10 protein-coding genes are annotated in these 12,862 nt (G+C 65.2%); 5 read left to right on the top strand and 5 right to left on the bottom strand.

Features of this window, described 5'->3' with window-relative positions:
• Window positions 1-13 precede the first annotated feature (13 nt).
• Window positions 14-910, bottom strand: a complete 897-nt coding sequence (locus tag CG716_RS06810) for an oxygenase MpaB family protein (RefSeq protein WP_165774043.1) — start codon at window positions 908-910, stop codon at window positions 14-16.
• 84 nt (window positions 911-994) lie between these two features.
• On the opposite strand from CG716_RS06810, the gene CG716_RS06805 reads away from it, so the two are divergent.
• On the top strand, window positions 995-1,615 hold the full coding sequence (locus tag CG716_RS06805) for a TetR/AcrR family transcriptional regulator (RefSeq protein ID WP_094477719.1): 621 nt from the start codon (window positions 995-997) through the stop codon (window positions 1,613-1,615).
• On the opposite strand, the gene CG716_RS06800 is transcribed toward CG716_RS06805, so the two are convergent.
• The 3 genes from CG716_RS06800 to CG716_RS06790 all read right to left on the bottom strand — a co-directional run bounded on the left by CG716_RS06800 (window position 1,616) and on the right by CG716_RS06790 (window position 5,296).
• On the bottom strand, window positions 1,616-3,406 hold the full coding sequence (locus CG716_RS06800) for a SulP family inorganic anion transporter (protein WP_094477717.1): 1,791 nt from the start codon (window positions 3,404-3,406) through the stop codon (window positions 1,616-1,618). It abuts the gene before it with no gap.
• Entirely contained in the window at window positions 3,403-4,521 is a 1,119-nt protein-coding gene (locus tag CG716_RS06795) for a sulfate ABC transporter substrate-binding protein (protein WP_094477715.1), read from the bottom strand. The genes CG716_RS06800 and CG716_RS06795 overlap by 4 nt, the downstream gene beginning before the upstream one ends.
• 199 nt (window positions 4,522-4,720) lie before the next feature.
• Complete coding sequence (locus tag CG716_RS06790) at window positions 4,721-5,296, bottom strand: VOC family protein (protein ID WP_094477713.1); 576 nt, start codon at window positions 5,294-5,296, stop codon at window positions 4,721-4,723.
• Window positions 5,297-5,419: 123 nt separating this feature from the next.
• Between CG716_RS06790 and CG716_RS06785 the strand changes: the two genes are divergently transcribed.
• Genes CG716_RS06785 through CG716_RS06770 form a run of 4 tightly spaced genes read left to right on the top strand, consistent with a single transcriptional unit; the run spans window position 5,420 to window position 11,050 of the window.
• On the top strand, window positions 5,420-6,541 hold the full coding sequence (locus CG716_RS06785) for an alpha/beta hydrolase (RefSeq protein WP_094477711.1): 1,122 nt from the start codon (window positions 5,420-5,422) through the stop codon (window positions 6,539-6,541).
• Entirely contained in the window at window positions 6,538-7,503 is a 966-nt protein-coding gene (locus CG716_RS06780) for a 2-hydroxyacid dehydrogenase (protein WP_094477904.1), read from the top strand. Before CG716_RS06785 ends, CG716_RS06780 begins: the two co-directional genes overlap by 4 nt.
• Window positions 7,481-8,797, top strand: a complete 1,317-nt coding sequence (locus tag CG716_RS06775; RefSeq protein WP_094477709.1) for an MFS transporter — start codon at window positions 7,481-7,483, stop codon at window positions 8,795-8,797. The genes CG716_RS06780 and CG716_RS06775 overlap by 23 nt, the downstream gene beginning before the upstream one ends.
• A gap of 54 nt (window positions 8,798-8,851) precedes the next feature.
• A complete protein-coding gene (locus tag CG716_RS06770; RefSeq protein WP_094477707.1) occupies window positions 8,852-11,050 on the top strand; it encodes an acyl-CoA dehydrogenase family protein in 2,199 nt (732 codons plus the stop codon).
• Window positions 11,051-11,096: 46 nt separating this feature from the next.
• On the opposite strand, the gene fadD2 is transcribed toward CG716_RS06770, so the two are convergent.
• Complete coding sequence (gene fadD2 / locus CG716_RS06765; RefSeq protein ID WP_094477705.1) at window positions 11,097-12,800, bottom strand: long-chain-fatty-acid--CoA ligase FadD2; 1,704 nt, start codon at window positions 12,798-12,800, stop codon at window positions 11,097-11,099.
• Between the last annotated feature and the right edge of the window lie 62 nt (window positions 12,801-12,862).

Below are 12,862 nucleotides of genomic sequence, written 5' to 3'. Positions count from 1 at the left end.
ATTCTGGCAGGGCTCACACCAACGGACGGCCGGTGCGGATCCGCCAATCCAGATCGCGCAGCAGCATATTGAACGGAAATTCGCGGATGAACCTCGGCGCGAGGTTATTGAAGAATCGGATGACCGCCATCAGTCGGTCGAACGTGCGCTGCTTGTCCGCGTTCCATTCGAACCGCATTTCGTCGCGGAAACGCTGCGGCAGGAACCCGGTGGTGACCAGGAGATTGAACCCCTCGTGGGCCCGTTGTACCGGTCCCGGCAGCCGGACACCGCGCAGCCGCGACACCGCAAAGGGATACAAGTACTCGCGCATCGTGTCGTCGATGTGCACCTTCTCAAGCGACTCCTGCCAATACCGATCAAAGGCGGCCCGATCGGCCGGCCACATCTCGGCAGGTACCTGCAGCGTGGTGGCCAGCGCCGAACTGTCGCGGTAATGCCGGTCGGCGGTCTCGTCGTCCATCTCACCGATGAAGACCCGGGCAATGTCGACCCCGCCCTTGTAAAGACAGGCGGCCACCCAGAGCTGCAGGTCCTTATCGAACGCGTTGTACTGGACCGGGCTCTCAGGCGTCGAGTACACCTGGGCGTGCGACTTGTTGACCGCCCGCCGGTACGCCTTCTTCTGCTCCTCGGTGCCACGGGTCGCGACCGCGAGGTAGGTGAACGCAGTCCGGGCCCGCTTAACCGGGTGCCGGTCGGCCCGCCCACTCTCGACCCGGCTCTCCTTCACGCCATAGCCGACGCCGGGCCGGGCCAGTTCCATGATCACGTTTGCCGCGCCGGCCAACAGCGCTACACCCATCAATCCGTCGTCGAAACCAGGACCCCACCTGCGGTGACGCCCGGCCGGCAGGGGTGGCGCGCTCACGGCCCGGTCGACGTGGCTGACGGGTTCACGGATCGCCACTGCACGCCACCTATCGGGTTGAAATCTGACAACGAATGTTTCCCAATATTGCCGCCCTGGCCGCGGCAATGTCAATATGGGCTGATGACCCAGGCTCGCCCCTACGGCGGCGTGGACGCCGCCGATCGACTGGCCCGGCGCCGGGCCCGTCTGCTGGAGGCTGGGCTGGAACTGCTGGGCAGCTATGTCGACCCGGCTGAGCTCACCGTTCGCGGTATCTGCCGGGAGGCCGGCGTCGCCACTCGCTACTTCTACGAGAGCTTCACCGACAAGGACGAGTTCGTTGCGGCGGTCTTCGAGTGGGTGGTGGCCGGGCTCGCCGCCACCACCCAGGCGGCAGTCGCGACCGCCCCAGCGGAGGCACAGAACCGCGCGGCCATGGCCAACATCGTGCGAACCATCGAGCTTGACCCCCGGGTCGGGCGACTGATGTTCAGTTCGCAGCTGTCCAACGCCACGGTGGTCCGTAAACGACAGGAGTCCGGCGCGTTGTTCGCGATGCTGTCGGGTCAGCACGTCGAGGCGACTTTGCACCGGCCGGCCAACGACCGGATCAAGGCGTTCGCGCACTTCGTCGTCGGTGGCGTCGGTCAGACCATCAGCGCCTGGCTGGGCGGTGCCATCAGGCTGACACCGGACGAACTCGTCGATCAGCTCACCGCGATCCTCGACGATCTCGGCGAGCCGCGACTGTTCCGCGACTAGTCAGACCAGGTAGTAGAGCGGATCGCGGTGCTGCTCTCCGTTGGTCTCGACATGCGCGGATTCGGATGGTGGGACGCCGATCTTGGACCTGGCATAACGCACCGCCCGCAGTGTCGCGGAGTACTCCTCGGCCTCCTCGGGGAACACCTGCTCAGCCGGAAACCAGTCGTCAAAACCGCTCTTACGCAAAAGTTTCAGCGTGTCGGGACGCACGCCCGCGAGCAAGATCGCCACCCGGGTGCCGCCGTGCTCGCGACCGTCCTCTTCGCGCAGGAACTGCTCCAGCCGCTCGATGCACACGGCATCGGGGTTCCGTACTCGCTTGAGCCGCAAGATGACAAACGGAAGCTGCTGCGACCTGATCCGGGCGCGCAGTGTGTCGAGATACCGATCGAGTTCCGGGGCCGCGCCGAAGAACAGCTCGCCTTCCAGGTCGTAGATGACCAATGACGAATCTTCCGGGTCATCGCTGAGGCGCTCACGCACCACGCGGTCCTGTGTCACCGTCAGTTCGGCGGCTTTGAGCTTCGCCGCACGCGGCACGAACAGGACGATGGACAACGCGATCCCGAGCAGCACCGCCTTGTCCAGGTCGATCAGCACGCCGGTGAGGGCCGTGATCACGACGAGCCCGGCGTCATAGCGCGATGACTTGACCGTCGTGATCAGCCGCCTGAAGTCGACGAGACGGACTGCGGTGACCAACAGCAACCCGGCCAGGGCTGATTCGGGAACGTAGTGCAGCAAGGGAGCGAAGAGCAGCAACGCGACCGCGACCGCCGCTGCGGACACGATTCCGGAGAACCGGGTCAGGGCACCCGCCTGGAAGTTGATCGCAGACCGGGACAGCGAGCCGGACCCCGGCAGGCTCTGGAAGAAGCCGCCAACCAGGTTCGCCAGACCCTCCGCGAGAATCTGCCGGTTGTAGTCGATCTTCTGTTGCGACTGGTGGGCAATGGCTTTCGCGATCGACAACGCCTCGATCAGACCGATGAAGGCAATCGCCAACGCACCTTGAGACAGCTGGGCGAGCGACCCGAGATCCAGCGACGGAATGTGTGGCGAAGGCAGGCTTTGAGGAACCCTCGCGGCGAGCGCCACGGCCGTCTTTCCGCCCTTGCCCGCGGTTGACCACCCCGCCGCATAAGCGATCACCGCCGCGACGACAAGTACCGTCAGCAGGTCGATCTGCGGCAAGCCGAAGCGCCGCACCAGTTTCCGGAGGACGACGGCCAGAACAACGGCTGTGACGCTCAGAAAGACTGCCCGCAGATTGATCGGGTCACCGTGAAACACGGTGAGGTACAGGCGCTCCAGCACCTGCATGTGAGCGTTGCCCTTGTTCTTCACGCCGAGCGCGTTGGAGATCTGACCGATCGCCAGCAGAAAGGCCGCCGCGGCCATGAACCCGATGATGACCGACTCGGAGATGTATCGCGTCAGGTCGCCGAGTTTGAACACGGCGATAAGAATCTGGAACGTCCCGGCCAGAATCCCCAGCACGAAAAGCGCTTCGAACAACACGGTCCGGTTTTCCGGATCGATGAACGCCAGCGAGCTGAACACGAGCAGCGAGATCGCGCTCGTCGGTCCGTTGATCAGGTGCGACGACGAGCCGAAGATCGAGGCGATCGTTGTGACGACTATCGCGGAGTAGACACCGTATTTGGGATCCACACCCGCGATGAGGGCATACGCGATGCCTTGCGGCAGCGCCACCGCGGCGACGGTCAGACCCGCCACCACATCGCGACGGCCGGTAGCCCAGCCGTAATTCAGCGACACACTCACGCTCCGCCCCTTCCCAGGCCGGTGGAGATCGAATGACCGGACAACGCGGCCGGCACCGAAGCCGAGACAACGTCATAGATGCCGTTTGCGCCGAAGAAGCGTTGCCGCGCGTCGTCCCAATCCTTGGCGATGGCGGTGACGGGGAAGAGCGCCAGATTCGGTAGGCGGTCGGAGTGCTTGGCCAGAATGGCCGGGTTCGCCGGCCGATACCCGTACTGCGCGAACACTTCCTGCGCGGCATCGGTGAAGAGATAGTTGAGGTACGCCTTGGCATACGAGGCCGTCTTCGCATTGGTGTCGTTGGCGTCAACCCACGCGACAGCCGGCTCGGCGAGAAGACTCACCGGCGGGTAGACGACCTCCAGCGCGCCCTTGCTGTCCGCTGCCTCACGCAAGGCTTCGTTCTCCCAGGCCAGCTGGACGTCGCCGATCTGCCGGTCGGCGAAGCTCTGAGCAGAGGTCCTGGCCCCTTCGTCGAGCACCGCCACGTGCCGGTACAACGACTTCAAGTAATCCAGCGCTTGCTCTTCTGTGCCGCCTCGAGTGGTGACCGCACCCCACCCGGCCAGCACGGTCAACTGGCCGTTGCCCGAGGTACGTGGGTCGGGAGTCACCACCGCGACGTCGCCGTTGATGAGGTCCGGCCAGTCGTGGATGCCCTTCGGGTTCCCTTTTCGGACGACGAACACGATCGTCGAGGTATACGGCACCGAGTTGTGCGGCAGCCGCTGCCGCCAGTCAGGTTGGATCAAGCCACGTTTGCGCAACGCGTCGACATCGCTGATCAGGGCCAGCGAGACCACGTTGGCCTTCTGTGAACCGTCGATGACAGCGCGCGCTTGACGACCCGAGCCGCCGTGGGATTGATTGATGACGAGGTTGACGCCCGTCTGGTTGCGGTACTGCTCGACGAACGCCTTGTCGAGCGCGGCGTACACCTCGCGAGTCGGGTCGTAGGACACGTTGAGGATCTGATTCGGGGCGTCGTCGGGCAGGTTCTTCACCACGAGTAGAACCGATGCCACGACAATGGCGATGACACCGACGACGTTCAGCCAGGGCACCCGCCTGAATCGCCTCGGGCGATCCGGCCCGCCTTCCGACGCCTCTGCCATCGGCCACTCCTTGCCTTGCGAGAACTACCTCGTCACTTGAGTGAGGGGAAACTAGCCTCGATCCGGCGGTGAAGCACCTGCGGACAAGCTGGCAATGCGCTTAGGATGGCTTCTGAACTGCGACTTCGGTGTCCCCGCTTAAACAATCACTGCGCTCCGAAAGCATTTGCGGATCGCAACCCACCGGTTCGACGGGATTCTAGAGAGTCGCAGGCAGTCTGCGGTCGGCCGCGGTCTTGGGCGCGATCACGGCCTCGTTGTCAGTGAATTCTCTTGTCCAACAGGCGAACTCAAGAACGATTCCATCAGGGTCGAGGAAGTAGAACGATCGGACATACACCCCGGGGTGAAGCTCACGCGTGGACTGCCGGGGGCTGTTGTCATGGTTGAGCACCGGCCCGACCCGCACGCCCTTCTCCTTGAGGCGACGACGGTACTCGTCAAACTTCTCGGCGGGCACGTGGAAGGCGAGGTGGTTCATCGACCCCACCGCACTGACGATCGAACCCAGCCCGGGCAGTGCCGCGGGCATCGTGCTGCCCACCGCGCCGTCTGGAGCCTCGGCGAACCAGAAGAACGCGACGCAGTCCCCGTTGCCGGCGTCGAAAAAGAAATGCTGGCCCATGTTGTCGGGCAGATCGAGCGACTTGATCAGCGGCATACCCAGCACGTTCGAATAGAAGTCGACGGTGCGCTCCATGTCGGCGCAGACCAGCGCGACGTGGTTGATACCGCCGAGCTCGAATTCGGGATTGGTGTTGTGCGGCTTGATCATGATGTGCTCCCAGAGATCCTGGCCAACTCTCGTGATCGAACCTAACACCGGATTCAGGCGTGGACGGCGACGCCGGCGAATATCGTCTCTCCTCAGCGATCAATGGCAAGGAGGCCCCCGAGCATGCCAACCCCCGGAGTCGTCCGCGAGTTCATCGGGGTGCCGTCCCCGACCGCGCACCGGGCCGGCGCCGGCGGACATCCCTGCCAAGGCCTCTACTACCGGGGGGTGGGCCGCAAGCCCAAGGTCGCCGTCATCGCCACCCACTATCAGATCGACTTCTCCGAGCACTACCTCGCCGACTACCTGGCCACCCGCGGCGTCGGCTTTCTCGGCTGGAACACCCGCTTTCGGGGTTTCGAGAGCAGCTTCCTGCTCGACCACGCCTTGGTCGACATCGGCGTCGGTGTGCGCTGGCTGCGCGAATTCCAGGGTGTGGAAACAGTGGTATTGCTGGGCAATTCGGGCGGCGGCTCGCTGATGGCCGCCTACCAGTCACAGGCCCTCGACCCCAATGTGACGCCGCTGGAAGGGATGCGGGCCGCCGCCGGGCTGAACGAGCTGCCACCGGCCGACGGATACATCGCGAGCGCGGCGCACCCCGGGCGCCCCGAGGTGCTGACCGCCTGGATGGACGCTTCCGTCGTCGACGAAAACGACCCGGTGGCCAGCGATGCCGAACTCGATCTGTTCGACGAGCGCAACGGGCCGCCGTTCTCCGCAGATTTCGTCGCCCGTTATCGGTCCGCGCAGATCGCGCGCAACCATGCCATCACCGACTGGGCCGAAACCGAGTTCAAACGGGTGCAGGCCGCCGGATACTCCGACCGGCCGTTCACGGTGCTGCGAACCTGGGCTGATCCCCGCATGGTTGACCCGTCCATCGAGCCCACCCGCCGTCAACCCAACCTCTGCTACGCGGGGGTGCCGGCCAAGGCCAACCGCTCTGCGCACGGCATCGCCGGCGCCTGCACCCTGCGCAGCTGGCTGGGCATGTGGAGCCTCAAGACCGCCCAGACCCGAGCCGAGCCGCATCTGGGCCGCGTCACCTGCCCGGCCCTGGTCATCAACGCCGACCAGGACACCGGCGTGTTCCCGTCGGACGCTCAACGGATTTTCGATGCGTTGGCGAGCACCGACAAGACGCTCTGTTCGATCGACACCGACCACTACTTCACCACCCCCGGGGCACGCAGCGAGCAGGCGGACACCATCACGAAGTGGATCGCCAAGCGGTGGCGCTGAGGGTCCTGGCGCATTTCCTGCCCGACGGCAATGTGCTGGATATCGTTGCACCGGAATCGGATTGGCTCGATGTCCGGTGGTGTCACGAAAACGACGACGAAATGCTGCACCGCGAGTTGCCCGACGCCGAGGTCATCTGGCACGTGCTTCGCCCGTTGTCAGGTGCCGAGTTACGGGACAGTCCGCGACTGCGCCTGGTACACAAGCTCGGCGCCGGGGTGAACACCATCGATGTCGAGGTGGCCACCGAATTGGGAATCGCGGTGGCCAATATGCCCGGCGCCAACGCCCCGTCGGTCGCCGAGGGCGCGCTGCTGCTGATGCTGGCGGCCCTGCGCCGACTGCCCGCCCTGGACCGCGCCACCCGGCAGGGCCGTGGCTGGCCGACCGATGCGAGCCTGGGCGAAACCGTGCGCGATATCGGCAGCTGCACCGTAGGCCTGGTGGGCTACGGCAATATCGCCAAACGCCTCGAACAGATCGTGCTCGCGATGGGCGCCACCGTTCTGCACACGAACACCCGAGACGACGGCACCGACACGTGGCGCCCGCTACCTGACCTGCTGGCCGAAAGTGACATCGTCAGCCTGCACCTTCCGTTGACCACCGCCACCGACAAGCTGATCAACCGCACCGCGCTGGCGGCGATGAAGCCGGATGCTGTGCTGGTCAACACGTCTCGCGGTGGAATCATCGACGAGCCGGCCCTGGTCGATGCACTGCGCGACGGCCGCCTGGCCGCTGCCGGACTAGATGTGTTCGCCACCGAGCCCGTCGAACCGGACAACCCGCTGCTGCGGCTCGACAACGTCGTGGTGACCCCGCACGTCACCTGGTATACCGCCGACACGATGCGGCGGTACCTTATTCACGCGGTCGATAATTGTCGCCGTCTTCGGGACGGTCGCGACCTGGTCAACGTCGTGAACGGGAGGCAGGATGTCCGTCGTATCAGCGGGTGAGAGATCACTGGAAACCCGAACGTTGCGCAAGGTCATCGTCCGCGTCGTGCCATTCCTGATGGCGCTGTACTTCGTCAACTACCTCGACCGCACCAACCTAGGCATTGCCAAAGCTGATATCAGCGAGCACCTGCAGCTCACTGCGAGCATGTTCGGACTCGCCTCGGGCATTTTCTTCATCGGCTATGTGCTGGTGGAGGTGCCGTCCAATCTGGCTCTCGAGCGTTTCGGCGCCCGCCGCTGGCTGGCCCGCATCGCGGTGTCGTGGGGAATCGTCGCGGTGGCAATCGGATTCGCCCCCAATGCGCCCACCCTGCTGGTGTTGCGATTCCTGCTCGGCGTGGCCGAAGCCGGCCTGTTCCCCGGGGTGATCTTCTATCTCACCCGCTGGTTCCCCGGTGCGTACCGGGCCAGAATGGTCGCGTTGTTCATGATGGCCAGCCCGGTCGCGGCAGCGATCGGGACTCCGGTGGCCGCCTGGATGATCCAGGCCGGCGAAGGCCTATTCGGTTTGGCCGGTTGGCAGTTCATGATGATTGGGGTCGGCCTGCCTGCGATCATCCTTGGCATCATCTGCTGGTTCTATCTCACCGACCATCCGGCCGAAGCGCACTGGCTGCAGCCCGACGAACGGCAGTGGCTGATCGATGTGCTGGCCGCCGAGGAACGTGATGTGGCCGGCGCCTTCGACTTTCCGCTGCGCCGCGCGCTGACCAGCCCACGGATTTGGGCGTTGTCTCTGGTGTACTTCGGTGTCGCCTACGGCCTTTACGCGCTCGCGTTCTTCCTGCCCTCGATCATCACGGGGTTCAAGCAGACCTTCGGCGTGCATTTGTCGATCCTGCAGGTCGGCCTGATCACCTCGGTTCCGTACACGCTGGCCGCGATCGCCATGTACCTGTGGTCGCGCCACGCCGACCGCAAGAGCGAACACGTATGGCACGTCGCGATCCCAATGGGATTGGGCGGCTTGGCGATTCCGATCGCCCTGTATCTGCACTCGCCCCTGTTGGTGATGATCCCGGTGAGCATCGCCGCCATGGGAGTCTTCAGCGCGATTCCGAGTTTCTGGGCATTGCCCGCGCAGTTCCTCACTGGCGCGGCCGCCGCCGGCGGCATCGGGCTGATCAACTCGATCGGCAACCTCGGCGGGTTCGCCGCGCCTTATGCGACCGGTGCGCTCAACGAGTTCACCGGCAACAACAAGGCCGGCATGTGGGCTGTGGGGATCTTCATGATGGTGTCGGCTGTTGTGGTGGTGGCCCTGCGCGCAACCCCTGACCGCAACCGGTAACCGGACAGGTAGCCTGACTACCAACCGACCGGTTAATAGGGAAGGCAACCCACCATGCCCATCGCCATCACGCCCGAGCACAACGACCTCGCGGACTCGGTGAAATCCCTGGTCACGCGGGTGGCTCCGTCGGAAGCCCTGCACGAAGCGCTGGAGAGCCCGATACCAAACCCGCCGCCCTACTGGAAGGCCGCCGCCGAGCAGGGCCTGCACGGACTGCACCTCGCCGAGTCCGTGGACGGCCAGGGCTTCGGCCTGCTGGAGCTGGCGATCGTGATCGCCGAGTTCGGCTATGGCGCTGTGCCGGGACCGTTCGTCCCCTCCGTGATCGCCAGCGCCCTGATCTCGGCTCACGACCCGGACGCCAAGCTGTTGAGCCAGCTGGCCACCGGGGAGCTCATCGCCACGTGCGCGTTGGAATCCGGCCTGACCGCGACCCGGCAGGCCGACACGCTGGTCATCCGCGGCGAAGCCCGCTCAGTGCCCGCCGCGGCACAAGCCTCGATCCTGGTTCTGCCGGTCGCCATCGACAGCGGTCTCGAATGGCTGATCCTCGACGCCGATCACCTGGAAATCGAACCGGTCAACTCGGTGGACCTGCTGCGCCCGGTGGCGCACGTGCGGGCCAACGCGGTCGAGGTCACCGGCGATCAGGTGCTGTCGAACCTGTCCCAGGCCGCCGGGCGGGCCATCGTCACCACGCTGCTGTCCGCAGAGGCCATCGGCATCGCCCGCTGGGCCACCGACACCGCCGCCGCCTACGCGAAGATCCGCGAACAATTCGGCCGGCCGATCGGCCAGTTCCAGGCCATCAAGCACAAGTGCGCGGAGATGATCGCCACCACCGAGCGCGCCACTGCGGCGGTCTGGGATGCCGCGCGCGCACTGGATGAGGCCGCCGAAAAGTCCTGGAAAAACGAGCAAACCTCCTACGAGTTCGCCGCGGCGGTAGCAGCGACCTTGGCGCCGGCCGCCGCCCAGCACTGCGCGCAGGACTGCATCCAAGTACACGGCGGCATCGGCTTCACCTGGGAGCACGACACCAACGTGTACTACCGACGCACCCTCGGGCTGGTCGCCGCGTTCGGACGCGCCAGCGAGTTTGCGCAGAAGGTGTTCGACACCGCGACCAGCACCGGGATGCGGGCGGTCAACATCGACCTCGACCCCGAGACCGAAAAACTCCGCGACGAGATCCGGGCGGAAGTGGCTGCACTCAAGGCAATTCCACGGGAAGAACGCAAAGTCGCGATCGCCGAGGCCGGCTGGGTCCAACCGCACCTGCCCAAGCCGTGGGGCCGGGCGGCCAAGCCGATCGAACAGATCATCATCGCCCAGGAGTTCTCCGCCGGGCACGTCAAGCGCCCGCAGATGGGCATCGCGGCCTGGTTGATCCCGTCGATCGTGGCATTCGGCAACGAGGAGCAGAAGCAGCGCTTCCTGCCGCCAACGTTCCGTGGCGAAATGATCTGGTGTCAGCTGTTTTCCGAGCCGGGCGCCGGGTCCGATCTGGCCAGCCTGACCACCAAGGCCACCAAGGTCGACGGCGGCTGGCGGATCACCGGCCAGAAAATCTGGACCACCGGCGCACAGTTCGCACAGTGGGGCGCGCTGCTGGCGCGGACCAACCCCAGCGCGCCGAAACATAATGGCATTACGTACTTCCTGCTGGACATGAAGAGCGAAGGGGTCGAGGTCAAGCCGCTGCGTGAGCTCACCGGCCACGCCATGTTCAACACCGTGTTCATCGACGACGTGTTCGTTCCCGACGAGCTGGTGCTCGGCGAGGTCGACCGCGGCTGGGAGGTTAGCCGCAATACCCTTACCGCGGAACGGGTTTCGATCGGCAGCAGTGAGCCCGGGTTCCTGGCCAACCTCGACGGATTCGTCGACTTCGTCACCGGCGGCCACTTCGATCAGATCGGTCATCACCGGGCCGGCGAACTGATCGCCGAGGGACATGCGGCCAAGCTGCTGAACCTCCGCTCCACGCTGCTGACGCTCGCCGGCGGGGATGCTATGCCGTCGGCGGCCATCTCGAAGCTGTTGTCGATGCGCACGGGTCAGGGGTACGCCGAGTTCGCGGTGTCGTCGTTCGGAATAGACGGAGCCATAGGTGATCGCGGAGCCCTAGAGGGCAAGTGGGCCGAGTGGCTGCTGGGTAGCCGGTCGACCACCATCTACGGCGGCACCTCGGAGGTGCAGCTCAACATCATCGCCGAGCGGCTGCTGGGCCTCCCCCGCGACCCGTAGGCCCTCTTTCGCTGCGGTTTGTCGGTCGGGCGAAAGGGCCGGCGCGCTATTGCACTTCGATCTCGCGCAGCTCCCGCTTGAGGATCTTGCCGGTGGGGTTGCGCGGGAGTTCGGCCAGAAACACCACCTCGCGCGGGACCTTGTAGCGCGCAAGGTGTTCGCGCACATAGTTCTTCACGGCTTCCTCGCTCAGTTCAGCTTCCTCGCGCAAGACGACGAACGCCCGTAGCCGGGCACCCCAGTCGGGGTCGTCGACGCCGAGTGCGGTCGCCTCGACGACATCGGGGTGTCCGCTGATGAGATCCTCGACCTCAGCGGGGAACACGTTCTCACCACCGGAGACGATCATCTCGTCATCCCGCCCACTGACGAACAGCAACCCGTTGTGGTCGAAATAGCCGACGTCACCGGACGACAACAGCCCGTCGATGATCTGCTTGCCGCCGCCTCCGGTGTACCCCTGGAAGGGGAAGCTGTTGCCGACGAAGATCCGGCCGACCTCACCCTGTGGCAGCTCGTTGCCGTTGTCGTCGAGGATTCTGATCTTCACGCCCTTGACGACAGGGCCGACGGTGGCCGGGTTCATCTGCAGATCTTTCGGCCCTGCGATGGTGGCCAGCGCGACTTCCGTTGAGCCGTAAAGGTTATAGATCACCGGACCGAGATCTTTCAGTGCCCGGGTGGCCAGCTCCGCGCCGAGCTGTGAGCCCGAGACGAACACGATCCGCAGCGACGACAGGTCCGGCTTGGTCTCCATGCTCTCCAGCGCGTCGAGCATCCTGGAGAGCATGACCGGCACCACCACCATCGCGGTGACCTTGTGGACGGGGATGTCTTCCAGCACGGTGGCCGGCTTGAACTTGCGGTGCAGCACCAGCGTTGAGCCCAGGGTCAGCGCGATGGTGGCGTGCAGGTAGCCCAGCGCATGGAACATCGGCGACGGCAGCGAGGTAACTTCGCCCGCGCGGAACGGCACATGCGAGAGCACGCCGCCGATCGGCGCGAGCGTCGGCGGGGTGCTCCTGGTGGCGCCCTTGGGCGTTCCGGTGGTACCGCTGGTGAGGATCACAATCGACGCCCGCCTGGTGACCTTCGGCGCCGGCGCACTGCTGCTCCGGTCGATCAGGTCGGCCAGGGTCTCGTCGGTGCTGCCCGACTGGTCGCCGGAGTCGGAGGCCGACGAATTGGCAGCGTCGGGATTCGTGCCCAATGCCCGGAGCTTGCCCAGGGGTGGCTCCGCCAGCTTCACGGCTTCGGAGTACTCGTCGTCGTAGATGATCAGCTTGGCGCCCTCGCGTTCGGAGACGTCTCTGATCTGGGGCCCGGAGAATTCCGTGTTCAGCATGATGATGCGGCCACCGACCCGCGCGACACCGTAGTTGGCGATCACGAACCAGCGGTGATTACGGGCCAGGATCGCCACCCCGTCGCCGCCCTTGACGCCCATGGCCAGCAGTCCGTTCGCCACGGCGTGGGCGGCCTCGTCGAGCTCCTTGAACGTCATCGACCCTTCGTCGTCGACGATCGCCAATTTGGTCGGCGTGCGGCGGGCGTTGAGCGCCGGAACCATGCCGATCTCGCCCCAGCGACGGATGTCGGCCACCATCGCGAGAAGGTTCTGCGGAGGCTCGAGCCGGAGCGCGCCCGACTCGATCATCTTGAACAAGTAGTGCAGCTCAGAAGAGCCGCGCTCGGCCAACTGCTGCGCCTTGGCCAACGCCTGCGAGGGCAGATCCATGAGACTGGGCATGCTTCCAACACTATGTGACGTGGGTCGCACCCAGGACAGAACGAGCGGCCTAATTACCATGG

The sequence above is a fragment of the Mycolicibacterium sphagni genome (assembly GCF_002250655.1).
In the GTDB taxonomy this organism is placed as follows: Bacteria; Actinomycetota; Actinomycetes; order Mycobacteriales; family Mycobacteriaceae; genus Mycobacterium; species Mycobacterium sphagni.
This window is presented reverse-complemented; position numbering and strand designations above follow the sequence as displayed.

What these genes read in the sequence shown, in the direction of transcription:
- CG716_RS06770 (WP_094477707.1), top strand. Translation starts at nt 8,852, where the DNA reads ATGCCCATCGCCATCACGCCCGAGCACAACGACCTCGCGGACTCGGTG.
- CG716_RS06775 (WP_094477709.1), top strand. Translation starts at nt 7,481, where the DNA reads ATGTCCGTCGTATCAGCGGGTGAGAGATCACTGGAAACCCGAACGTTG.
- CG716_RS06805 (WP_094477719.1), top strand. Translation starts at nt 995, where the DNA reads ATGACCCAGGCTCGCCCCTACGGCGGCGTGGACGCCGCCGATCGACTG.
- CG716_RS06790 (WP_094477713.1), bottom strand. Translation starts at nt 5,296, where the DNA reads ATGATCAAGCCGCACAACACCAATCCCGAATTCGAGCTCGGCGGTATC.
- CG716_RS06785 (WP_094477711.1), top strand. Translation starts at nt 5,420, where the DNA reads ATGCCAACCCCCGGAGTCGTCCGCGAGTTCATCGGGGTGCCGTCCCCG.
- CG716_RS06795 (WP_094477715.1), bottom strand. Translation starts at nt 4,521, where the DNA reads ATGGCAGAGGCGTCGGAAGGCGGGCCGGATCGCCCGAGGCGATTCAGG.
- fadD2 (WP_094477705.1), bottom strand. Translation starts at nt 12,800, where the DNA reads ATGCCCAGTCTCATGGATCTGCCCTCGCAGGCGTTGGCCAAGGCGCAG.